Annotated in this window: 22 protein-coding genes and 5 tRNA genes; 24 read left to right on the top strand and 3 right to left on the bottom strand. The window is 44.2% G+C overall.

Going from position 1 to position 23692, the window contains the following annotated elements; translation table 11 throughout:
• The first annotated feature begins 2 nt into the window (after positions 1–2).
• The 20 genes from coaBC to BLU12_RS03705 all read left to right on the top strand — a co-directional run bounded on the left by coaBC (position 3) and on the right by BLU12_RS03705 (position 20195).
• A complete protein-coding gene (coaBC, locus tag BLU12_RS03800; RefSeq protein ID WP_091460701.1) occupies positions 3–1217 on the top strand; it encodes a bifunctional phosphopantothenoylcysteine decarboxylase/phosphopantothenate--cysteine ligase CoaBC in 1215 nt (404 codons plus the stop codon).
• A gap of 2 nt (positions 1218–1219) precedes the next feature.
• Complete coding sequence (locus BLU12_RS03795) at positions 1220–3019, top strand: primosomal protein N' family DNA-binding protein (RefSeq protein WP_091460700.1); 1800 nt, start codon at positions 1220–1222, stop codon at positions 3017–3019.
• A gap of 24 nt (positions 3020–3043) precedes the next feature.
• Complete coding sequence (gene der, locus BLU12_RS03790; RefSeq protein ID WP_091460699.1) at positions 3044–4375, top strand: ribosome biogenesis GTPase Der; 1332 nt, start codon at positions 3044–3046, stop codon at positions 4373–4375.
• A 69-nt stretch (positions 4376–4444) separates the two neighbouring features.
• Complete coding sequence (locus BLU12_RS03785; RefSeq protein ID WP_091460698.1) at positions 4445–4723, top strand: HU family DNA-binding protein; 279 nt, start codon at positions 4445–4447, stop codon at positions 4721–4723.
• A gap of 187 nt (positions 4724–4910) precedes the next feature.
• The gene (locus BLU12_RS03780) at positions 4911–5396 is read left to right on the top strand and encodes a ribosome maturation factor RimP (RefSeq protein WP_091460697.1); all 486 of its coding nucleotides are present in this window, start codon (positions 4911–4913) and stop codon (positions 5394–5396) included.
• Positions 5397–5422: 26 nt separating this feature from the next.
• Positions 5423–6544: a transcription termination factor NusA gene (gene nusA / locus BLU12_RS03775; protein WP_091460696.1), complete on the top strand. Its 1122-nt coding sequence runs from the start codon at positions 5423–5425 to the stop codon at positions 6542–6544.
• Entirely contained in the window at positions 6526–6819 is a 294-nt protein-coding gene (gene rnpM, locus BLU12_RS03770; protein WP_327020376.1) for an RNase P modulator RnpM, read from the top strand. Before nusA ends, rnpM begins: the two co-directional genes overlap by 19 nt.
• Positions 6820–6880: 61 nt before the next feature.
• Positions 6881–8848 (top strand): translation initiation factor IF-2, encoded by a 1968-nt coding sequence (gene infB, locus BLU12_RS03765; protein ID WP_234945442.1) that lies wholly within the window; start codon positions 6881–6883, stop codon positions 8846–8848.
• Entirely contained in the window at positions 8845–9174 is a 330-nt protein-coding gene (locus tag BLU12_RS03760) for a DUF503 domain-containing protein (protein ID WP_091460694.1), read from the top strand. The genes infB and BLU12_RS03760 overlap by 4 nt, the downstream gene beginning before the upstream one ends.
• Positions 9155–9541: a 30S ribosome-binding factor RbfA gene (rbfA, locus tag BLU12_RS03755; RefSeq protein WP_091460693.1), complete on the top strand. Its 387-nt coding sequence runs from the start codon at positions 9155–9157 to the stop codon at positions 9539–9541. The genes BLU12_RS03760 and rbfA overlap by 20 nt, the downstream gene beginning before the upstream one ends.
• Entirely contained in the window at positions 9531–10526 is a 996-nt protein-coding gene (locus BLU12_RS03750; protein ID WP_091460692.1) for a DHH family phosphoesterase, read from the top strand. The genes rbfA and BLU12_RS03750 overlap by 11 nt, the downstream gene beginning before the upstream one ends.
• Positions 10519–11433 carry a tRNA pseudouridine(55) synthase TruB gene (gene truB / locus BLU12_RS03745; protein WP_091460691.1) on the top strand — a complete coding sequence of 305 codons (915 nt, stop codon included), beginning with the start codon at positions 10519–10521 and terminating at the stop codon, positions 11431–11433. The genes BLU12_RS03750 and truB overlap by 8 nt, the downstream gene beginning before the upstream one ends.
• A 24-nt stretch (positions 11434–11457) precedes the next feature.
• Positions 11458–12435 carry a riboflavin biosynthesis protein RibF gene (gene ribF / locus BLU12_RS03740; RefSeq protein ID WP_234945428.1) on the top strand — a complete coding sequence of 326 codons (978 nt, stop codon included), beginning with the start codon at positions 11458–11460 and terminating at the stop codon, positions 12433–12435.
• Between the two features lie 242 nt (positions 12436–12677).
• A tRNA-Arg gene (locus tag BLU12_RS03735) sits at positions 12678–12754 on the top strand.
• 175 nt (positions 12755–12929) lie between these two features.
• Positions 12930–13547, top strand: a complete 618-nt coding sequence (locus BLU12_RS03730; protein ID WP_234945441.1) for a protein-L-isoaspartate(D-aspartate) O-methyltransferase — start codon at positions 12930–12932, stop codon at positions 13545–13547.
• Complete coding sequence (locus BLU12_RS03725; RefSeq protein ID WP_091460688.1) at positions 13544–14017, top strand: DUF1850 domain-containing protein; 474 nt, start codon at positions 13544–13546, stop codon at positions 14015–14017. The genes BLU12_RS03730 and BLU12_RS03725 overlap by 4 nt, the downstream gene beginning before the upstream one ends.
• A 39-nt stretch (positions 14018–14056) precedes the next feature.
• Positions 14057–15988 carry a TRAP transporter permease gene (locus BLU12_RS03720; RefSeq protein WP_091460687.1) on the top strand — a complete coding sequence of 644 codons (1932 nt, stop codon included), beginning with the start codon at positions 14057–14059 and terminating at the stop codon, positions 15986–15988.
• A 112-nt stretch (positions 15989–16100) separates the two neighbouring features.
• Positions 16101–18884 (top strand): isoleucine--tRNA ligase, encoded by a 2784-nt coding sequence (gene ileS / locus BLU12_RS03715; protein WP_091460686.1) that lies wholly within the window; start codon positions 16101–16103, stop codon positions 18882–18884.
• A gap of 28 nt (positions 18885–18912) precedes the next feature.
• Positions 18913–19281, top strand: a complete 369-nt coding sequence (locus BLU12_RS03710) for a TraR/DksA family transcriptional regulator (RefSeq protein ID WP_091460685.1) — start codon at positions 18913–18915, stop codon at positions 19279–19281.
• A 14-nt stretch (positions 19282–19295) separates the two neighbouring features.
• Positions 19296–20195, top strand: coding sequence for an RluA family pseudouridine synthase (locus BLU12_RS03705; protein WP_091460684.1), 900 nt, complete (start codon positions 19296–19298; stop codon positions 20193–20195).
• On the opposite strand, the gene BLU12_RS03700 is transcribed toward BLU12_RS03705, so the two are convergent.
• The 3 genes from BLU12_RS03700 to BLU12_RS03690 are packed head-to-tail and all read right to left on the bottom strand — an operon-like array spanning position 20158 to position 22916.
• Positions 20158–21804, bottom strand: coding sequence for an Rqc2 family fibronectin-binding protein (locus tag BLU12_RS03700; RefSeq protein ID WP_234945427.1), 1647 nt, complete (start codon positions 21802–21804; stop codon positions 20158–20160). The two genes, BLU12_RS03705 and BLU12_RS03700, sit on opposite strands and share 38 nt — an antisense overlap.
• Positions 21805–21818: 14 nt before the next feature.
• The gene (locus tag BLU12_RS03695) at positions 21819–22721 is read right to left on the bottom strand and encodes an ATP-binding protein (protein WP_091460786.1); all 903 of its coding nucleotides are present in this window, start codon (positions 22719–22721) and stop codon (positions 21819–21821) included.
• Positions 22722–22727: 6 nt separating this feature from the next.
• Positions 22728–22916, bottom strand: coding sequence for a MoaD/ThiS family protein (locus BLU12_RS03690; RefSeq protein WP_159428499.1), 189 nt, complete (start codon positions 22914–22916; stop codon positions 22728–22730).
• A 120-nt stretch (positions 22917–23036) separates the two neighbouring features.
• Between BLU12_RS03690 and BLU12_RS03685 the strand changes: the two genes are divergently transcribed.
• From BLU12_RS03685 to BLU12_RS03670, 4 genes are all read left to right on the top strand, one after another.
• Positions 23037–23111 (top strand) — tRNA-Ala (locus BLU12_RS03685).
• 10 nt (positions 23112–23121) lie between these two features.
• Positions 23122–23199 (top strand) — tRNA-Pro (locus tag BLU12_RS03680).
• A 188-nt stretch (positions 23200–23387) separates the two neighbouring features.
• A tRNA-Gly gene (locus BLU12_RS03675) sits at positions 23388–23464 on the top strand.
• Positions 23465–23477: 13 nt separating this feature from the next.
• Positions 23478–23554, top strand: a tRNA-Arg gene (locus BLU12_RS03670).
• Positions 23555–23692 lie beyond the last annotated feature (138 nt).

The raw sequence follows: 23692 nt of genomic DNA, 5'->3' as shown, positions 1-23692 counted from the left end.
TCATGCTCGAATGGAAGACCAACAGGAAGGTTCTCTTTGGTATTTCGGGGGGTATATCGGCATACAAGATTCCTGATGTTGTTAGCACGTTAATGAAGTATAAAAGCGATATCGAGGTAATAATGACTCGATCTGCCTCTTCTTTTGTGACACCCTTGTCCCTCTCCACATTGACGGGCAAAAAAACCTGGATGGAGGAGGACTTCTTAAGCGATCAACGTGGGTGGAAAATACCCCACATATCTTTGGCCGATTGGGCGGAAGTCTTCATCATTGCGCCGGCAACAGCTAATGTGATCAGGAGAGCTGCCTTCGGAGAAGCAGAAACCCTTTTAGGGGCTACCATGCTTGCAACGAGAGCACCGGTAGTAATTTTTCCTGCCATGAACATTCATATGTGGGAACATCCCGCAACTCAGCGTCATGTTAAGATGTCAGGTGAACTTGGCTACATCGTGATACCGCCTGAAGAAGGGTTCTTGGCTTGTGGATATGAGGGCAAAGGGAGGCTCCCAAAAAAAGAAGTCATACTCGAAATTTTGTGGAGGGTATTGTCCCCTAAGAGAGATTTAATTGGCAAAAAGATAATTGTGACCTCAGGGCCTACCAGGGAATTCATGGACCCCGTCAGGTTTATCAGCAATCCAAGCTCCGGTAAGATGGGTTACGCTGTAGCAAGGACGGCATGGTATAGGGGTGCCGATGTCACGTTGATAAAAGGCCCTACATATCTCGAGCCTCCTTTTGGTGTAAGAACAATAGACGTTACCACTGCCCAAGAGATGTACGATGCCGTATTAAAAGAGAGTGATGGCGCGGATATAGTAGTAAAGGCAGCAGCTGTAGGTGACTATAGATTTGCTCATACTTTAGATCAAAAGCTTAAACGCGAAGGCAGGGGCCACCTAGAGGTAATCTTAGAAGAAAACCCCGATATTGCGGCGGAAGTGGGGAAAAGAAAGAGACAAGGGCAAATTCTGGTTGGATTTGCAGCCGAATCGACGGAAGTAGTAGAAAACGCACTTTCAAAGCTCAACAAAAAAAATATGGACATGATAGTCGCCAATGATATCACAGCCAGGGGAAGCGGATTCGAATCGGATACCAATTCCGTAACGGTCATATGCAAGACAGGACGCACCTCGAGGCTCGAAGGTTCAAAGGAAGAGGTTGCATGGGGCCTATGGGATATCGTTGAGGCGGAGTTTTTATCATAGAAATGTATGCCGATGTTCTTGTGCCTGGTGTTTGGTGGCATTCATTAACTTACAAAATATCGGCACCCGCGAAAATTGGCAGCAGAGTTCTGGTCCCCATGGGTTCGCGAGACAGCAAGAGATTGGGATTTCTTTCAGCGATAAAAGAAAATATCGAAAATAAGATTGATTACGAGGTAAAAGAGGTAATTGAGATATTGGACGATGTGCCTCTTTTGGGGCAAGAACTGTGGAGCTTAAGCGAGTGGATATCCCGACAATATCTATGCAGCCAAGGTGAGATATTAAAATTAATGTGCCCTACTCCCATCATCGAGGGTAGTAAAGTGAATGATATTCCTCCCCTTGTTTTTAACCCGCCGAAAGAAGGCTACAGCGAATATTGCTTTTACGAGGTATACGATAATGAAAGATATGGACGCTACAGGGAAACAATCGGCGAAGGCAAATGCGGTCTCGTCTTCTTTCCCGAGGAATCGGTGGCCAGAACTTTTTGGAATGACCTTCCAGAAGACATTAAAAAGCAAGGCCTGTTATGGCCATCCGGCGGGGGCAAAAAAGCCTTTGAAGCGTGGCTAAAGGCTAGGCGGGGCGAAGTGTCTTTCTTGGTGGGGTCAGTGGGGTTGCTCTTCGCTCCATTAACCCCAATTAAGTTCATTGTAGTGGAGGAAGATGCCAGCTTTTCCTACAATTTAGCCCGATATCCTAATTTATCCTTACGCCATGTAGCAGCCAAAAGAGCTCAAATGTGGAAGGCGAAGCTAATCTTGGGAGGCAGGCTGCCATCATCCCGATTGTATTTACTAAAAAAGCCAAAATTAAGCAAAAATGTTAAAGAACAGATTCGATTCGTAAACATAAAGACTGCGAATAAAATTATTATTCCGGGGATTTCTCAAGGCCTTCCCATTAGCTCGTCTCTTTTAAAATCATCCTTAGAAGTTGTAAACCGCGGAGAAGTTGCGATGTGGATTTTGGACCGCAAAGGCTATGCCGGAGAGATATCCTGCGAGGAGTGTGGCTGGACCTTTGCCTGTAGTCATTGCGGCAGTATTTGCAGGATCAGCGAAAATATTGTAATATGTCCCTTTTGCGGAAAAAGATATGAAATGCCTACGATATGTCCATCCTGCATGTCTAGGCTTTTGACTGGTAAACGTCCGGGTCTGGAGGCGCTTCATGGAATAGCTCAAGCTTTGGCTGGGGACGTAACATCGGTTTATATGTGGTACAAGGAGAAAAGTGGAAAAAAACGTAAAACTGCAATGTTGCAAGAAATAGGAAAAGGCGGTCTTGTTGTTGGCTCTAGGTTGGCTCTTTCTCTTTGCGATGATTGCAATGTAGGTTTAATAGGATGGATCGATGCTGATGCCGAAACGTGGAGGCCAAATTATAACGCTCGATTTATGGCATTCAGCATGATGTGGGAATCACGCTTCAGAGGTATTAATCCCAAAAGCAGAGAAGTTATAATTCAGTCCAGAAGGCCATATCATGGTTGGCAAAGGGGACTGAAAGATGGATGGAACTTTTTTTGGGAGGATGAACTCAAAGAGAGGTATGAGCTTAATTTCCCCCCTTTCACCCTGTTGATCGAAATATCTGCTCCGGTAAAAGTAATCGAAGAGATCTTTCTGTTACTTGACAAATCCGGATTTGCCGTGTATAAGCCAATAGCTGATAAAGGCATAATATGGGTCAAAGTGAAAGATGTAAGAGTTCTTAGAGAGCTGTTGGAACCATACTTCCATATCTCGCGTTCTAAAATCGGATTCCCAAAGATAAGAATTTGGAGAGACTAATAAGGGCAAAAGCGGTGAGTAAAAATGGACAGGAATACTAATGTAGTTGCGATAATCGGAAGAGCTAACGTAGGCAAATCTACACTCTTTAACAGGCTCATACAGAAGCGTATGGCGATAGTTGACGATATCCCCGGTGTAACTAGGGACAGGCTCTACGCCCAAGTAGAATGGGCAGGGAAGAGTTTTTATCTTGTAGATACGGGAGGGTTTCCCAACGAAGATGAACCGCTTTTTGATATGGTGGGAAAGCAAATAGACCGAGCTATAGAAGAAGCCAGCGTCATCATATTTGTTGTCGATGGTAGAGAGGGAATATTACCCCTTGATTTCAGGATAGCCGAGATCCTTCGGCGAAGTAATCGCAGGGTGATTGTGGCCGTCAACAAGATAGACGAACCCATGCATGAACCTCTCCTATACGAAGCTTTCGCTTTGGGTTTTGAGGATGTGGTTGGAGTAAGCGCAGAACACAACAGAAACATCCAGGATTTGCTTGATAAAGTTGTTATGTATATAGAAAGCGAAGTCTCTTTTCAAGAGGACGGCGAAACAATAAAAATATCAATAGTAGGAAGGCCTAACGTTGGTAAATCCAGTATCTTCAATTCTATGATCGGGGAAGAGAGAGCAATAGTCAGTAATTTACCGGGAACTACAAGAGACCCTATTGATACGGAAATTACTTTTGGAGGAAAAAAATATCTGCTCATCGATACCGCAGGATTGCGAAAGAAAAGCAGGCTTAAAGATGATATAGAGTTTTATTCTCTCCTTAGGGCGGAACGTGCAATCGACAGATCCGATGTAGTTTTGCTCGTTTTGGATGTAACGGAACTAGTCACTGATCAGGATAAGCGTATAGCCGGCATCGCTCTGGAAAAGGGCAAAGGGATTGCCGTTGCGATCAATAAATGGGATCTGTTGCCGGAGGGGCAACCAAAATTGGGAGATAATATCATAAAAGATGTTAAAGATCAGCTGTATTTTATAAATGACGCCCCTATAGTCACTATATCAGCTCTATCAAAAAGAAATCTTTTTAAAATTTTTAATGTCTGCGGAGAGGTTTACACTCGTTGGCAGACCAGGATTTCTACTTCAAACTTAAATAATATAATTCGAGATATAATATCTTTCCAAAGGCTTCCTTCGGATGGAAAGGGGAGGTTTTTAAAGATATTTTACGTGACACAAGTTGGAACGGCACCGCCGTCTTTTCTCTTTTTCGTAAACGATAAAAATCTGGTCGATAAACCATTTGAACGAAAAGTTATAAATGAACTTGTAAAGATCGGTGATTTTAGAGGAGTCCCAATCAGGGTTTTTTGGAAAAACAGGCGAAAACTCGCTTGACCACAGCAATTAAAGCGTTGATAATTATTGTCGAGATGTATTTTTTATAAATCAAAGGGGGTGTAGGAAATGACAAAAAGCGACATCGTTAGTGAAGTGGCGAAAGCTACGGGAATGAGCAAGAAAGACGCAGCTGTCGCAGTCGATGCCTTTATCAAATCTGTAGTGGATGCCCTATCTAAGGGGGAAGAGGTTCAAATCATGGGTTTTGGTACCTTCGAGGTGCGCAATAGAGCTGCAAGAAAGGGCCGCAACCCACAAAATCCGGAGGAGATCATAGAGATCCCCGAGAAAAAAGTTCCCGCTTTTAGAGCAGGGAAGATGCTGAAAGACGCCGTCGCCAAGTAGTTATCCTTATTTGGCAGCTTTTTAAAGCCTGTGTGTTACGTGTAGTGCTTGAAAATAAATTCTGTCGATGATAAAATTCAATACACAACGGGCTTTGAGGCATATCTTTTGGAGAGTGGGCAAATCCCACTCTTCTTTTTTTAAAGCAAAAACGCCTCGTTAATTTACTTTTGGGGGAATAAGGGCAATGCAACGTAAGAATGACGAATTGATGTCAATAGAAAACGAAATAAGGGAAATAATAGAAGGATTGGGATATGACTTTGTGGGAATGGAATTGGTCCACGAACAGGGAAGAATGGTTTTAAGGATTTATATCAATACACTCGGAGGAATAAACGTTAAGGATTGCGAAACCGTGTCGAGAAAAGTCGATAAATTTTTGGATTCCAGAGAAGAAATCTTCGGAGGGAGGTACTATCTGGAAGTAAGTTCTCCCGGACTGGACGCCCCTCTATTTTATATAAAAGACTTCAAAAATTACGTTGGCAAAACAGTGCGTATAAAAACTCATGATCCCGTTGGATCGCGCAGAAATTTTAAAGGAAAAATTATCGAAATATTAGCTAATAACGATATCAAATTAGGGCTGGATGACGGAACGGAAATATTAATTCCCTTTCAGAACATATCAAAGGCAAGATTAGTGCCAGAAATTGATGACGGCGAGTAATCGTATTAAAGAGGGAGATGGTTGAGATGGAGTTGGGACGAGATTTCATGAGAGCTTTAAAACAAATAGAAACCGAAAAAGGATTGCCTCTCCAAGTAATAATTTCCAGCATAGAGGCAGCCCTGGTTTCGGCATATAAAAAATATAAAGGGACCAATTCAAATGTCGAGGTAGAACTCGATTCGGATAACGGAATTATAAAGATCTATGAAATAAAAGAGGTAGTAGATTCGGTTAGAAATCCTGCCTTTGAAATTTCCGTAGAAGAAGCTCAATCTATGGGGTTAGATGATGCGAAAGAAGGGGAGATGGTCAAAATAGAGGTATCCCCCCGGGATTTTGGCAGGATTGCGGCTCAGACGGCCAGACAGGTTATAACTCAAAGGTTAAAAGATGCCGAAAGGCAGATCATTTACAACGACTTTTCGGGAAAAGTGGGAGAGATTGTCACCGGAGTGGTCTTCAGGGACGAAGGCGGCCAGGCTTTAGTGCGCATAGGAGATAAGATAGATGCCATGCTTCCGCGCGAGGAGAGAATTCCTACGGAGTCGTATCGGCCGGGAGACAGAAAGAAATTTTATGTATTGGATGTGCGCAAAACTTCCAAAGGTCCTCGAATAGTATTGTCAAGATCTCATCCTGGGCTTTTGAAGAGCCTTCTTGAATTGGAAGTCCCGGAAATAAAGGAAGGCGTAATAGATATCAAAAACATCGCAAGGGAAGCGGGGGTAAGAAGCAAAGTTGCCGTGACCACCTTGGACCCAAACGTCGATCCGGTAGGTGCCTGTATTGGCACTAAGGGAAATAGAATTAAAGCTATCAGCGACGAACTTGCGGGCGAGCGAATTGATGTTATTATTTGGAGTAACGACCCAATAGCATATATCAAAAACGCACTTTCGCCTGCAAAAGTAGTCAAAATAGAGCCGAGGCTCGATGAGGATAAGGCAGTCAACGTTTACGTAAGGCCCGATCAGTTATCCTTGGCCATCGGGAAGGGAGGGCAGAACGTTAGGCTGGCGGCCAAACTTACAGGATGGAAGATAGATATAAATGTAATGGAGCCGGACCGACTTCCAACACTTCAAGATCTATTCGAGGATATAATTAAGGGGGAATTGCCCAAAGAATGGGAAAAAGAGGAATGATGACGAAAAGGCGTCCTCGGACCTGTGTGGCGTGCAAAACAGAAAAACCAAAGAAAGAGCTCATTAGAGTCGTACGATCCCCCGAAGGGCACGTTTATGTCGATCCTACCGGCAAGGGCCAGGGAAGGGGAGCCTACGTCTGTAGCGATCAAAATTGCATTGAACAGGCAAAGAAAAAGGACATTCTGTCCAAAGCTTTGAGGACAAAAGTTCCGGCGGAAATCTATGAGGAGTTGTCGCAAAAGATTGGCGAATCAGGAAATGCCGGCCAATGATTTTCAAGGGGGGGAATGGCATTTGGGAAAAAGAAAGATAAGGATATATGAATTGGCAAAGATGTTAAACATCGAAAATAAAAATCTGCTTGAAATTTTACAAGACTTAGGGGTGGAGGCAAAGAGCCATATGAGCTCCATAGATACAGATATTGCACAAATAGTTGAGGAAACGTTGCGGGAAGACAAGGAAGCAAAACATGGCGATTCAAAAGAAGCTACTGTAACTGCAAAGGAAGTTATAAGGATCGATGAAGGCTCTACAATTGAAAGGGTCGCAAAAATTTTGGGAAAGCCCGTTAATTTGGTGGTAAAAGAGCTTATAACGGCAGGTTTCATGGTTCCTGCTAGCGCGATAGTGAATGATGAAATAGCTAAGGCAATCGGCAAAGCATTTAATGTGGTTTTATCGATAGTTCCTGTCGAAGCAGAGGTGTCTGATGAAGAGAAAAAGGAAGTGGCAATACAATCTGAGAGAAAAAGACAACAGGAACCTCCCAAAAAATTATTGCCACGGCCCCCTATAGTCACGGTTATGGGCCATGTGGATCACGGCAAGACGACACTTTTGGACTACATAAGAAAGACCAACGTCACCGCAAAAGAGGCAGGAGGTATAACACAACACATAGGAGCTTCTGTCGTTGAACACAACAGCAAAAAAATAGTTTTTTTGGATACTCCGGGGCATGAAGCATTTACGTCTATGCGTGCCAGAGGGGCGCAAGTTACCGACATAGTAATACTTATAGTGGCTGCAGATGATGGAGTTATGCCACAGACCGTTGAAGCATTAAATCATGCTAAGGCAGCAAATGTGCCTATAGTAGTAGCTATAAACAAGATCGACAAACCAAACGCAAAGCCCGATAGGGTAAAACAACAACTTGCAGATCTCGGCCTTATCCCTGAAGAGTGGGGCGGGGACACCATCATGGTTGAGATATCCGCAAAAACGGGGCTCAACGTAGACGAACTTCTTGAAATGATACTCCTCGTTGCAGAAATGAACGAACTGGTCGCTGACTACGAAGCAAATCCAGAGGGGGTTGTCATAGAAGCACAATTAGATAAAGGCAAAGGTCCGGTGGCGACGGTGATAGTCCAACAAGGGACCCTAAGGAGAGGAGATATACTCCTTTTTGAGACCACGTGGGGACGGGTTCGGGCTATGATAGATCATCTCGGGCGCAACATAAAAGAGGTCACGCCAAGCTTGCCTGCTGAAATTTTGGGCTTAAACGAAGTTCCTCAAGCCGGTGAACGGTTTGTAAGGGTTGAAGACGAAAAGGAAGCGCGCGATGCCATCGATAAATACTTAGAAAAGAAAAGACAGCAGGAAATGCAAGCTGTAAAAAGAGCCTCATTAGAAGAGCTCTTTGAACAGATGGAGAAAGGCGAAATGCCCACAGTGAAGATAATATTAAAATCTGATGTGCAAGGAACCTTGGAAGCTATAAAGTCCTCTTTGCAGCGTCTTTCCGTTGAAGAAGTAGGTATTGAGATCGTTCATGAGGGCGTTGGAAGGATTACAGAGTCCGATGTGATGCTCGCCGACGCGTCGGATGCCATCATCATTGGGTTTAACGTAAGGCCTGACGGAAATGCAAGAAAATTAGCCGAACAAAAGGGCATCCAGATACGACTTTATCGTACCATATATGACGTGATCGACGACGTTAAAGCAGCGGTTGAAGGGATGCTTGCTCCAAAACTAAAGGAACACATCCTCGGAGAAGCGGAGGTCAGGGTAGTATTCAAGGTTCCCAAAGTAGGACAAGTCGCCGGTTGTTACGTAAAAGAAGGAACAATCAGGCGAAATGCCAAAGCAAGAATTATAAGGGACGGCATTGTCATATGGGAAGGACCGCTATCCAGCCTCAAACGGTTTAAAGACGACGTAAGGGAAGTAAACGCCGGATACGAATGCGGAATAGCTCTCGCTGGATTTCAAGACATAAAGGAAGGCGACATGATAGAGGCCTTCGAGATTCTAGAGGAAAAAAGACATCTAAGTGATGTTTCATGAGAGATATCCCAAAATTATTCGTTGCCGTTGTAATAATGACCGTAAAAATACCCTCTGCCGGCAGCCTGAAGGACAGACGTCAAATCGTGAAATCTCTGACCGATCTTTTGAAAAAGAGGTTAAACGTATCGGTTGTCGATCTCGGTCCTGATAATATATGGGATTTGGCCTATATAGCTGTTGTTTCGGCATCGGCTTCCGCTAAGGAGGCCGAGTCTCTTCTCGATGCTGTGGAACGCCACGTCCTTTTGGCAGAAGCCAAAAACGGTTTTGAAATAATTAATTTCGATCGAGAGGTTGAATGTTATGGACAAATTGAGAATTGAACGGGTCAACAAGGAGATGATGAGAGAGATATCCGAATTTTTAGTGAACAATGCCAAAGATCCAATGTTGAAAAAGGCGGTCATCACAGAAGTAAGATGTACAAACGATTTGAGCATTGCCAAAGTATACTTCACCTCGATCGATAAATCCGATCTAAAAGAGATCGGCGATTCATTGAATAGCTTGGCAGGAGCTTTGAGTGGAATTGTTTGTAGGCAAATGAGACTCAGATTTGCGCCAAAGTTGGTCTTTGTCGTGGACGATACCGAAGACAGAGCTCAAAGAATTGAGGAGCTGCTCGATAAAATAGCCCAAAAACATTCAAAACCGAAGAGAGACGAAAAGTTGTCAGACGATGAATGGTAATGGGGATTCTTTAAAAGAAATCTTAAATGCCATATTGACTAAAAAAACATGGGCTATTTTTGTTCACGAGCGGCCCGATGGCGATGCTATCGGTTCGGGCAGTGCTTTCTATTCTTGGGGCGTGGCTCTTGGTAAAAGGTGCATTTGGGGAGGTACTCATCCTGTGCCCAAAGCATATGGATATTTGCCCTTTGTCGAGGAATATCAAGTTATGAATTTTGTGCCCGATGTCGTAAGGGAGCCGGATACAGCAATAATAGTGCTAGATACTAGCAATCTCGAGAGGACCGTCCAGGGCATTCTTGATCTTTATGATTCTACTTTAATTGTAAACATCGATCACCACATGGATAATCAGAGGTTCGGTCGGCTCAATTATATAGATACATCTTCATCGGCTACAGCTGAAATCATTTGGGACTTGCTTAATGAGAGCAAGCTTCCTATTCCAAAGGACGCCCGTATTGGAATCTACACCGGAATAATTACTGATACGGGTCATTTTACCTATTCAAATACTACGCCTAAGTCCCACTTAATTGCTCAGGACGTCTTGAGCTCCGGGATAAATCCCGAACAAATATTTAGATATATATATGCCAGCAGGAGACTCGAAGGCCTTAAGCTTTGGGGTTTAGCTTTTATGCGAGCCTTTTCCACGCCCGATGGGAAGGCGGTTGTCAGCTGGCTAAAAAAAGAAGACTTTGAAAAGCTCGATGCTGATCCTTACGATTCAGAAGGTATAGTGAATCAACTTTTATATGTCAAAGGAGTTATAATAAGCGCTCTGATGACAGAAGGAGAAGACGGCGAAGAAGTAAGGGTTAGTTTCAGAGCGGTGACCGGCGTGTCCGTGAGAGAATTGGCACAGAAATGGGATGGCGGAGGTCATCCTCAGGCTGCAGCCTGTAAGATATACCTTCCCATGGAGAAAGCTTTGGATGTAGTGTCGAAATCGATCGAGGAATACGTCAAAAATGTGTAAATCGGGTTTTCTTTTGATAAATAAGCCTAAAGGTATAAGCAGTGCTGCATGTGTTGCCCTGCTCAAGAAAAAAGTCGGGCGAAAGACTAAAGTGGGGCATGCCGGAACTTTAGATGTACCCGCTTTCGGGCTGCTCGTTTTACTCGTAGGTAAAATGACTCGTGCTTCATCTTACGTTATGGAGCTTCCCAAAAAGTATATAACTACAATAAAACTTGGAGAACAAACGGACACCGACGATGCAAGCGGAAGGGTCATAGGCACAGCCGAATGGCGGCATATCAAAGAAAGCGATATAGACTCAACTTTGCTGAGTTTTTTAGGGCACAGGTTACAGGTTCCTCCTAACGTATCTGCCGTGTCCGTAAAAGGGAGTCGTGCCTACGAGCTTGTCCGCGCAAATAAAAAAGTCCTCTTACAGCCAAAGGCGGTATTCATACAGAGCATCAAAAGAATAAGCCCTATCACGAAAGAGGGTAAGTTCACCATTGAAGTTGTTTGTTCTAAGGGTACATATATTAGAAGCCTAGCTCGAGATTTAGGTTCTAAATTGGCCAGTTTGGCCCACGTTGCCTTCTTGGAACGCACTGAAATAGGCTCCTTTAAGTTGCAGGATGCCCTTAGTCTTGATTTTATTAGACAACTTTCGAATGATGCTGCAAAAGAAATGATAATCCCTCCTCAAGAAATGCTCAAAAACTTTTGTACCTGCGAAGCGAATGAAACCGAGGAAGACAGGTTATTGAATGGACAGGAGTTAACAAACATCCCGAGAATAAAATGGTGGGGCATAATTGAACCCTCAAAGGCCTTTGTGGTAAAAGGATGTAGAACAATATCGTTTTGTAAGATCAGGTGGCTCAATGGTGGCTGTGCAATTAAACCAGACACTAACATTGTTCTTTAATTTTTACCAGACGCGATCGGGGTGGTGTCTGTGATAGTTGTCTTGGGTTCATTTGACGGATTTCATAAGGGACATCAGGCTTTGGTTGAAGTTGCCAGAGATGCATCGGACAGGATGGATATGCCTTGGGGGGTAATGACCTTTGTGCCACACCCCCAAATCGTATTGGGAAACGGCTGTTTTGTTCCCCTTTTTACAGATTCGGAGAGGGATTTTATAGCTTCTTTCCTCAATATTCCGGATTTTATAAAAATCCCCTTCAGCGACGTGAAAGATTTAAACCCAAAAGATTTCATCGAGGAGTTAGGATCTCGATATAAAGTAAGAGGAATAGTAGTGGGTAAAAACTTCAAATTCGGTAAAAATCGCTCCGGTGATGTCGAATTCTTGAAAAGTTACTTAACAAAAAAAGGCTGGTTTTTCGCGGCTATACCGCCGTTTAAAATTGACGGTTCGGTTGTGAGTAGTTCCCTGGTAAGGCAACTCGTGAAAAAAGGATATATGCAACAAACCGAAGCAATGTTGGGATATCCCTATTTCATCATAGCGCCAGTTACGGAAGGCGATCACAGGGGGCGGAAACTGGGATTTCCTACGGCTAATTTACTTGCATCAGAACTTAAACTGCTACCGCCTAAAGGGGTGTATGCGACGGCGGTCTTGGCTCATGACAGATGGTGGTGTGGAGCTTTAAACATAGGATATAATCCCACTTTTGAAAGAGGAGATGAAATTCGGATAGAAGTGCATTTGGATCAATTCGAAGGCGATCTCTACGGTGAAATGATCGCTGTTCTGTTGTTGGCCCATATAAGAGAAGAAAAAAAGTTTGAATCAGCAGAAGGGCTAGTTGTTCAAATGAAAGATGATGTTGACAGGGTAAGAGAAATTTGCCGTCCTTGGTTTTATAGGCGGGAGGGGCTGTTGTTTTCGCTAAAAGGATGCTGGAAAAGTTATGAGTATCGCTTGAAGGTTACGAATTATAATAGAATTTCTAGATAAAGGCTTAATTATGATGTTGCAATATATTCGCAAATTATCAGCGTGTATATAAACTTGCTTCTGCTTGACCGTTATATTTAATGCTGTCAGCAGAGATACGTAATAAATACAAGAAATATTATTTCACAGATTGCGAGAGAAGTGTTCATTTACCTCTTAACCATCTAGTAATTTTTGGGATTTCTCTCAAAGGTAGTTGAATCACAACCGTTGTTCATGATAATATTAACTCCGTCCTTGACGGGCCTGTAGCTCAGTAGGATAGAGCGACGGCCTCCTAAGCCGTAGGTCGCCGGTTCGAGTCCGGCCAGGCCCGCCATTTAATGTAGTTCGTCGAGTTAATGATGACATAAAAAATAATAGACAGGTCTTTCAATTCGATCTGTCTATTATTTTTTATGCGCTATTCTATTCTATAGTATACTGGTAACAAACATTTCATATATAGGGTGAATGAAATGGCATCCCCAGATTGGCATGAGGAAGCAAGAGTGATGGTGGAAACTCAAATAAAAAGTCGTAATATAAAAAACGAAGCATTGCTTGAAGCGATGTCGAAGTTGCCGCGTCATCTTTTTGTGCCCGATAATTTGCGACGCGTTGCCTATGCGGACTGCGCTCTACCTATCGGCGAAGGCCAGACAATATCGCAACCTTACATCGTGGCCAAGATGACAGAATTGCTGGATCCTCAGAAGGGTGACAAAGTCCTTGAAATTGGCACTGGATCGGGTTATCAGGCAGCGGTTTTGGCATTTTTAGGATGCGAGGTATACACAATAGAAAGGATCGCCCCTTTGTCGGAAAGGGCGAAAAAGGTCTTTGAGAAGCTTGGAATTGCAGATAAGGTCCGGACAAAGATAGGCGACGGAAGGTTGGGCTGGGCAGAAGAATCTCCCTTCGACTGCGTCATTGTAACGGCAGCAGCGAGCAAAATAGAGGAGACATGGATAGATCAACTTGCAGAAGGCGGCAGGTTGGTGGTCCCACTGGTCGTATCCTTCAGAACAGAACAATTGATTAAAATGACAAAACTCAAAGGCAGGCTTCATGAAGAACGACATGACTATTGCTCTTTTGTGCCGCTTTTGCCAGGAGTGAAAGAGATATGAGAAAAAAGCTCAGCTTGGTATTGCTTTGTTTGCTTCTTTTATTTGCTGAAGTTTATTTATTGTTTGTTCCGCAGTATTGGTTATGTCTTTCCCATGCAAGCGGAAGAGACGGATTTTTGGTTCCCCTAGGGCAAGGGGTGGTTTTAAGCTATATCCACAGCCTCGAGCGAACTCCCGTCGAAGATGTGTTCATATTACAGGGGGACCGCATATGGCTTTACGAAGAGAGGGTTAAATCCCACAATGCGGGGCTGCCGACATTTGACCAATATCCGGGTTCGATGATCAAGACGAAGGATTGGCTGATATTTCGTGGAGGTAGACGTCATTGGCCATATGTTCAATGCAGAGTGGGTAATGATTCAATAGGTGAGAATATATTGACCATAGGCAGTAAGCGATACGAACTTTACAATACTTATCGAGGAGAGTCGATTCGCCTATACGTGCTAATGAGACCCCTATTATAGTAAAATAAAGAAAATTCATTCTTAAAAGGGGGACGCTGAATGGTGGATAACAAGCTTCAGGATCAAGTAATCGACCTAAATGAAGTCATACGTCAATACGATACTGAATCGCGTTATCGAACGCTAAAGGGGTGGCAGAACTATTTTATCTTAGTAATAGCTGTTGCAATGTCGCTCTTTCATCTTTACACAGCTGGTTTCGGTCTTCTCTTGGCCATGAAGCAGAGGGCGGTTCACCTGGCATTTGTGCTGTTTTTGACCTTTTTAATGTATCCTGCTACCAAAAAATCCCCAAGTGATAAAATTCCTTGGTATGATTTCATTCTGGCGACTGTTGCGGCATATTCTGTGCTTTATATGGTGATACATTTTAACGAGCTTATCATGCGCGCCGGGCTTCCAACGACCATGGACATATTCATTGGATTCTTGGGTATTGGCATGCTCCTTGAAGCTACCAGAAGAGTTTCAAACCCTGTGTTGCCGATCCTTGCTATTATTTCTATCATCTATTGCTATTTCGGCAGATATTTTCCTGCGCTTTTTGCCCACAGGGGGTTTAACACCGCTCGCATAATTAACCATATGTACTTGGGCACAGAGGGTGTATTTGGAGTGCCTATTTCCGTTTCGGCAACTTTTGTCTTTATGTTCATCCTCTTTGGTTCCATTCTTCAGGAGACGGGGATGGGTAAATTCGTAATAGATTTGGCATTGGCCATAGCCGGCAAGTCTACGGGAGGTCCCGCGAAAGTGGCCGTATTAAGCTCGGGAATCATGGGGACCATATCAGGTTCGTCGGTAGCAAATGTCTGCACAACCGGCACTTTTACCATCCCCCTTATGAAGAGTATAGGATATAAACCATATTTCGCAGCTGCCGTTGAAGCCGTTTCTTCCACCGGCGGGCAAATCATGCCCCCAATAATGGGCGCAGCTGCCTTCATCATGGCTGAGTTTTTGGGCGTTCCTTATATAAAGGTTGCCCTGGCAGCCATAATTCCGGCACTTTTATATTACGCTGCCGTCATCATACAGGTACACCTCGAAGCTACAAGGCTTGGCCTGTTGGGATTGCCTAAGGAAAGATTGCCCGAACTCTGGAAATTGCTGAGAGCAAAGGGGCATTTGCTCATTCCATTGTTTGCAATCATATATTTCCTCGTTGCCGGCTATACTCCCATGAAGGCTGCTTACTATGGCGTACTTACCACAATAGCCGTGTCCTTCATATCTAAAGAAACGAGGCTTACGTTTCCCAAGTTAATTGACGGCTTAGCCAACGGAGCCAAGGGTTCTCTGGGAGTGGCTTGCGCCTGCGGCACGGTAGGGATCATAGTAGGAATGGCCACATTGACGGGTCTCGGACTTAGAATTGCGAGCCTGATAATTACGATTTCTAAAGGAAATTTGTTAATAACACTACTTCTTACAATGGTAACCTGTATATTGTTGGGAGCAGGTCTTCCTACGACGGCGAACTTCATCGTAACGAGCACAATTGCAGCACCTGCCCTTCTTCAGCTCGGCGTCGCTCCCATAGCGGCATATATGTTCGTCCTTTACTTTGGTATTGCCGCGGATTTGAGTCCGCCGGTAGCTTTGGCGGCTTACGCCGGGGCGGGCATTGCAGGGTCTGAACCAATGAAAACAGGCGTTACTGCTGTCAAACTGGCGCTGGCAGGTTTTTTGGTTCCTTATATATATGTAATGAACCCGATGCTTGTATTGGTGGACGTAACACCTATACCTTTTGTCCTAGCCATAGCAACGGCCATGATGGGCGTATTTCTCCTTGGAATGTCGACCATAGGCTACTATAAAGCCCAAATACCTTTTTGGCTCAGGAGTATAATTTTCTGTGGAGCCATAAGCCTTTTAAAACCTGGATTATACTCCGATACCTTTGGTCTGGCGGTCATGATATTTACCATCTTCTTCCAAAAAAGGAGAGCATTAAAGATAAATTGAAAAATATATAAGGCTACTATATTCATGTCATTATGTGTATAATGCACTTTATAAGGTGCCGCTTATGTCTTTGCGGCACCTTCTTAAACAACGATTCTAGGAGGTTTTGTAAATGCCGGACGACTATAAAGACACGTTGAATTTGCCTAAAACTTCATTTCCAATGAAAGCTAACCTTGCAAAAAGAGAATTGGATATGTTGAAGTTCTGGGAGGACATCGATATCTACGAAAAATTAATGGAAAAAAGAAGGGGTGCCGAACCCTTTATCCTACATGACGGTCCCCCTTATGCAAACGGCAATATACACATCGGGACTGCTTTTAACAAGATATTAAAGGATATGATACCTAAGTATAAATGGATGAGGGGTTATTTTGCGCCCTATGTGCCCGGCTGGGATACTCACGGTCTTCCTATAGAGCTTAGAACCCTGAAGGATGAGGGCCTCGATAAAGATTCCCTGCATCCCCTCGAATTAAGAAAAAAATGCATGCAATACGCGGAACGCTACATAGATGTTCAACGCGATGAGTTTAAGCGTTTGGGAGTAATCGGAGATTGGGAAAACCCTTATATCACTTTCAAGCCGGAATTTGAAGCTATTGAACTTGAGGCCTTCGCAGAAATGGTAGACCATGGGTACGTATATCGGGGCCAGAAGCCCATCTACTGGTGCACGGATTGCCAAACTGCACTTGCAGCCGCAGAAATAGAATACGAAGATATATATTCGCCATCTATATACGTCGCCTATTCATTGAAAGCGAGCGACTTTTCTTTTTTGAAGGGGAAAGAAGCCTATGCCATCATATGGACTACTACGCCATGGACTCTTCCCGCAAGTCTAGCAATAGCAGTCCATCCTGATTTCGATTATGTCTTCGCGAGTTCCGGGGACAAGATCTTCTTGTTGGCAAAGGGGCTGATTGAGAAGGTTCAGCAGCAGACAGGTATTCATTTCGACAGTATACTTCACGAGATAAAGGGAAAAGAATTAGAAGGTCGGAAGGCCGTTCATCCCTTCTACGATGACAGAGAGATATTATTTGTCCTCGGAGAATATGTCTCCTTGGACGAAGGAAGCGGTTGCGTCCACACTGCACCGGGACATGGCGTTGAGGACTTTGAAACCGGAGTAAGGTATGGACTCGAAATATACAATCCCGTCGACGACAGAGGCTATTTTACCCCGGAGACGCCGTTAGTTGGCGGTTTAAGTCTGGATGACGGATCTAAAAAATTGATGGGAGTTTTGAGGGAAAGAGGTAGGCTTTTGGGAGAGGGCAAGATAATGCACTCCTACCCTCATTGTTGGCGGTGCAAAAAGCCGGTTATTTTCAGAGCGACGAATCAATGGTTTATTGCCGTGTCAAAATTCAGGGATGATTCGTTAAAGGCGATATCGTCGGTTCAGTGGATACCCTCCTGGGGGCAGGACAGAATTGCCAATATGGTAAGAGACAGGTCGGATTGGTGCATCAGCAGACAGAGGATTTGGGGTGTTCCCATACCTGCATTTTATTGCAACGACTGCGGAGAGCTAATTCTCACAAGCGATCGCATTAGAAGGGTAAGCGAGAAGGTAAGCCAAGGAGGTAGCGATTGTTGGTGGCGGCTGGAACCGGAGGATTTATTGGATGATCTTGCTTTTTGCCCGAAATGCAAATCGAAGTCCCTCCGAAAAGAGACTGATATATTCGACGTGTGGTTCGATTCGGGGACTAGCCACATGGCGGTTCTGACTACACGACCCGAGCTAAAGTGGCCTGCCACAATGTATCTGGAGGGGAGTGACCAGCATAGAGGATGGTTTCAAACTTCTCTGCTTACGTCCGTTGCCACAAGAGGAAGAGCTCCCTTTGAGATGGTGTTAACCCATGGATTCATCGTGGACGGTGAGGGTCGCAAGATGTCAAAATCCCTCGGTAATGTGGTACAACCCCAGGAGGTCATAGGTAAATACGGGGCAGATATATTGCGCCTATGGGTTGCCTCTACCGATTATAGAAACGATATAAGGATATCGGAAACCATATTGCGCAATTTGGTCGAATCCTACAGAAGGATAAGAAACACTCTGCGATATATCCTTGGCAACCTTAGCGATTTCGATCCCCATAAAGACAGCGTTCCCTTTGAGGAAATGGAGGAGATGGACCTTTGGATACTATCTAAACTTCAGGGCGTGACAAGCAAAGTCACCAAAGGATTTGAGAACTTTGAATTCCACGTTCCCACCTTCACGATTCATCAGCTGTGCGTCAACGAGCTTTCGGCATTTTATCTGGATGTGAATAAGGATCGACTTTACGTGGAGGCTTCTGACTCGAAATTGCGGAGAAGCTGTCAGACTGCATTATGGAATATAATAAAGGAATTAACATTAATGCTTTCGCCCATACTGAGCTTCACTTCCGAAGAGGTATGGCAATACTTGCGTCAAATTGATAACTCGCTTCCCGAAAGTGTATTTCTGGAGGATTGGCCTGTCCTGGATTCGAATCTTTATCACGAATCGCTGGAGGAGAAATGGGACAGGATACTATGGCTTCGGGGAGCGGTAAGCAGAGGCCTCGAAATTGCCCGCAACCAAGATCTGATTGGGCAATCTCTGGAAGCCTGTGTAAACATAAAACTTGATGACGAAACTAGAAAGCTAAAGGATCTCTTATCTTCCTACTGGTGGAAGGAAGTTTTTATAGTATCTGACGTTCAGTGGGTTGAAGATTTGCCAGAAGCGCCGGTAATGCACGATGACGATGAGACGGGTGTCGAAGTAGCGATTGCCAGGGCCAAGGGAGAGAAGTGTCCGAGATGTTGGATGTATGCGCCTGAAGTGTCGGAAATCGGCCTTTGCAACAGGTGCAATCAGGTGTTGCAACAATCTCGGTAAACGGAATGGGGGCAGGCGTTGGTATAAAATGGACAATTACTGTGAGGACATGAAAAAGAAATTAATTCAGAAGAAGGAAGAGCTTGGCAAAGTGGTGGAATCGCTGCTACTTGAGGCGACGGATATCAATGTTGGTGAATTATCGACGCTGGATACAAATCACCTAGTTGATACTGCTATGGACATGCTCGACCGTGAGCAAATAACCGGGAAATTGGAGAGTATAAAGGCAATGATTGCCGATATAGACCATGCTCTTGCCAAGCTCGAAAAAAAGAGCGATAAGTTTGGATTATGCGAACGATGCGGTAACGTAATAGAAAATGAACGGCTACAGGCTATGCCGTGGTCTCGCTATTGCATAACCTGTAAAAGCAATATGGATAAACGGAGATGACGATATCCTAGAATATGGCTGAGAAAGTTGAAGTCGTCGTTTCGGATGAATTTATAGGTGAAAGACTCGACGTTGCAGTATCCAAAATAACAGCCCGATCTCGAAGCCAAATTCAAAGAGCTCTGCGGGAAGCGGGTTTTAAGCCATCGATGAAAGTAAGAGAGGCCATGAACCTCGAGCTAAGCTTTCATGATGAAAAGAAGGAGGCAACGCTCGAGCCTGAACCTGTAAATTTTGAAGTGCTCTACGAGGATGCCGATATCATAGTTATAGATAAGCCTGCTCCCCTTGTCGTTCATCCTGCTGTTGGTCACTGGTACGGCACCTTGGTACACGGGCTTGTATATCGATACCCTGAGCTTGCTGATTCGGATATGAGAAGACCTGGTATAGTCCATCGCCTGGATGCCGGAACATCGGGACTAATGGTAATAGCCAGAAACCTTTTCTCGAAACAGAAACTTACAGATGCCTTTAAAGCGCGCTCTGTGAAAAAAGAATATCTAACCTTAGTATATGGGCATCTCAATAAAGAAAAGGGAACCATCGCAAGTCCCATAGGCAGACATCCGAAGAACCGACTGAAGATGGCTGTCGTATCTGGAGGCAGGGAGGCTGTCACAGAATATGAGGTTCTTTGGAGTAACGATAAATTTTCTTTCTTACGCTGCACGATCCATACCGGCAGGACTCACCAGATAAGGGTTCATTTAAAGGATATGGGATGTCCCATCGTTGGAGACAGGCTTTACGGATGCAATTTGAAAGCAGAATGGGTTCCCAAGGATCGTTTCTTTCTCCATGCATGGAAGCTTGCTTTTCCGCATCCTGGGAATGGCAGGATAATGACTTTTAGGTCCTTCTTGCCCTTGGAACTCAAGAAAGCTCTTTTAGGAGCTCGATCCACAAATTAGGCGAAACTCGAATCGAAGAAAAGTTGGTATAGGTGACATGTCCGGGGCCTGATTTCGGCAATGCCTTCACGTACTTTCTTAGAGTGTAGTCAACAATATGATAGGATGTATTTTTAGCCTTGCTGTAATAGGCTGCCAACGAAGCGGTGAATTCGATTAATCTGTCATTTGCCCCTTTCCCAGATAATTTTAAAATTACATGTGATCCTGAAACTTCCTTGGCATGAAACCAAATGTCCTCCGACGAAGCTACTTCAAATGTAACATATCTGTTTGCCTTTGCGTTTAATCCGACATAAACGATATAACCTCCCTTGAGGTCAAACCTCTTATGAGGGGGGATGTATCTTTTCTTTCTTTTTGAGTCCTCAGTGCCGGTGCCATTAAATGTAAAATCATCCAATATCTTTTTTATATCGCTAATGTCGGTTAAAATTGAGACAAAATCACGATATTCGTCGAGTTCCCTTAAGGAAGCCTGTAAGGTCTCCAGTTTCCTTTGAAGCCTTTCTTGATCTCTATGATACTTTTTGGCAAGGTTAAAGTATCTTTTTGCGTTTTCAATAGGTGATAGTTTCGGATCAAGTTCTATTTCAACCGTTCCGAAGCGTTCGTCCCAACTCCTTAATTTAACCGAAGAAGATCCCTTGCGGACCTCATGAGCATAGGATAACAGCAGGGTGCCGTAGTGATTCCATTTTTCTGCTTTCTCGACCATGGAAATGAGGTTCGATAACCCTCTAATTTTATCCGATAACCTCCGCCTATCGGAATCAAGGATTTTGTGTATTTGTTGGAGCATAACCTCTCTCTCCCGATCGAAAAACTGAAAAAGGATCTTCCTGGAAAAAAGGAGGGGGGTTTCGTCGCACTTCAAGGCTTTGTCCAAAATAATCGGAAAAACGGTCAAATAGCCGTCTATATCCTGGCAAATTAATTCACTTAAGGGGAGAAAGTAAAGCCTCTGCAAATAGGGTTCAAAATCGACGCACTTATTTTCCCATTCCTTTGACAAAATTCCGGCCAAAGTGGCTCCAATGCCTCGGTACCTCTTTAAGTTCGTCATATCCTCTTTGCTGAAGTTTTCAATGTCAGGACCGTTGAAAGGCGGAGGAGATACATAAGGCAGCCCGGGAAGCACGGATCTATACCTGTTTATTTCGGGGTGAACGTGTTTTGCGGTCTCTATGACTTTTTCCTTGTCATCTAAAATAATCAAGTTAGCCTGTCTTCCCGTTGCTTCAAATACGATAAAGCGGGAAACGTCAACTCCGGCTCCCAGTGGTCTTGAAAATTCCAACACTAATACACGATCTCTGTTCAATTGAAAGGCACGAACCAACAAGCCACCGACAATATGGCTTTTGACGACTCCAAAAATAGGGTGAGTTTTGTCTTTGAGGTCCTTTAAAATTTTCAATTCATGTCTATCGATCAATGCCATCCCGCAACAGCGACTATCCCAACTCAACCAAAGCCAGTCGCCGTTATGCCCAAGCTGTAATGCCAACCATTCAGGTCCGGCTTCGCAACGGTAAAGTTTTTTGTTTGCGAATCGCTCGTTTATATCCAAAACCCAACCATGGGTCATCTCCGGTCCGTAGTGCACTTGAGATTTCTCCTTTATTTTTTGTTCAAATCCCATAAGGCGCAGAAAGAACAGACTTCATTCCAAGAAGGAGTGTCACAGATCTTGCAGCGGGAGTCAGGCATGTCCTCATTCTGGACTTTAAAGATATCTATGTGTTTGACATATCCGAGGTAAAAAGCTTGTTTTGCACCTGGAGAGTTTTCTTCGATCTCATTTAGAATGTGTTTCCAGCGCAAGAACGTGGCTCCTTTGGAATAGGGACACTCCTTCTGAATATAATCAATCCTCTGAAGCAAGCAATATACGGTATTTTCCTTCTCCGTACAAAGAATCAACGGTTTAGCCTTAGCAAATTCGCCCTTCCGAAGGGGAGGAGAGTAAGGCGCTCCTTTGGCCAGATAATCGAACTTCCAGTAAAGAAAGTTTCCAAGTAGGGCAGCCGCCTGATCATCCAAATTGTGTCCTGTGGCTATTACGTCAAAATTTCCCTCTCTGGCCGTTTTGTTCATGTAATACCTCTTCGTTACTCCGCATACTGAGCAGGTCTTGCGCTTTTTTGAATACGCCTTATCGGGAATTGACATGCCATGAAGCTCTTTGACGTTTACGACTTGTAGCTTTTTCCCGATACGATTTGCAAATGTTCTCGAGAGCTCTTCGCTTTCATCGGAGTAATCATTTTCTTTTATGCCTAAATTTATGTACAAACCATGAGCATTGTAGCCGAGGCGAGTGAGTATATCCCAAAGCGCCAAACTATCCTTGCCGCCCGATACGGCTACCAATATCTTGCTGTCTTTGGTAAACATCTTGAATTCATCTATAGCTTTGGCGGCTCGTTTCAACATCCAATTGTCGAAGTGATCGGCACATAGGGCCAAATTATGTTGAGGCAAGCCTATAATGGCCTTTTCACGGCAAATTCTGCACTTCATAGATGCTTAACCTCCGCTGACGGTATCGATGATCCGGACTTCGTCGTCGGGATTGAGCATCTCATCCTCGGTGACGATCGCTCCATTTCTTATGACGACCACCTCGCCTTTATTTAAAGCCATTTTTTTTAAAAGTTTATTTACTGACATCGTCTCTTTAAAATCAAGCACTTCATTTTTGTAGCGAACTCTCACTATTTCAGAGCCCCCTTGTGTTACTAATAATGAACAGGTATTGACGCGAAAAAATACCATATCACATGTAATGATGCTTGACAAGCGAGCGATAAGACGCTTACAATGAATTTCGCTTAAGGGGCTGTAGCGCAGAGGGAGCGCGTTTCCTTCGCACGGAAAAGGTCGGGGGTTCGAGTCCCCCCAGCTCCACCAATAAAAATTTCGGGGCGTAGCGCAGTCTGGTTAGCGCACCTGCTTTGGGAGCAGGGGGTCGAAGGTTCAAATCCTTTCGCCCCGACCAGAATGACAATAAAAAGGGCAGGACATTATCATTAGATATGCTTTATCCTGTCCTTTTTATTATGGTTGTGGAAGTTTGGCATGTAGTATTTGAGAATTAGAGAATTTTATGATTTTCTTGCCTTGTTTTTTTAACATCCAAGGTATTGCGCAAGCACATTCGTTATGCTAGTATTATTCGCGTCGAGGGCGGGAATAGCTCAGCTGGCTAGAGCGACGGCCTTCCAAGCCGTAGGTCGCGGGTTCGAATCCCGTTTCCCGCTCCAGTTTATTTGAAGGGCGCCCGTAGCTCAACTGGACAGAGCAACGGACTTCTAATCCGTAGGTTGTGGGTTCGAGTCCCGCCGGGCGCGCCAAAAATCAGTTCCTGACAGCCTTCTTGGCCTGTCGGGGATTTTTTTGTGCTTATTTAGGAGCGTCGGCCTGGATTTTATAAGGCAGTGCTTTAGATGACTCCTAAAAATTAGCATTTTCCCGAAATGTAAGATCTTTCC

It is taken from the genome of Acetomicrobium thermoterrenum DSM 13490 (genome assembly GCF_900107215.1).
Lineage (GTDB): Bacteria > Synergistota > Synergistia > Synergistales > Acetomicrobiaceae > Acetomicrobium > Acetomicrobium thermoterrenum.
Note: the sequence above shows the minus strand (reverse complement) of the source record. Positions and strands in the feature narration are given on the sequence as shown.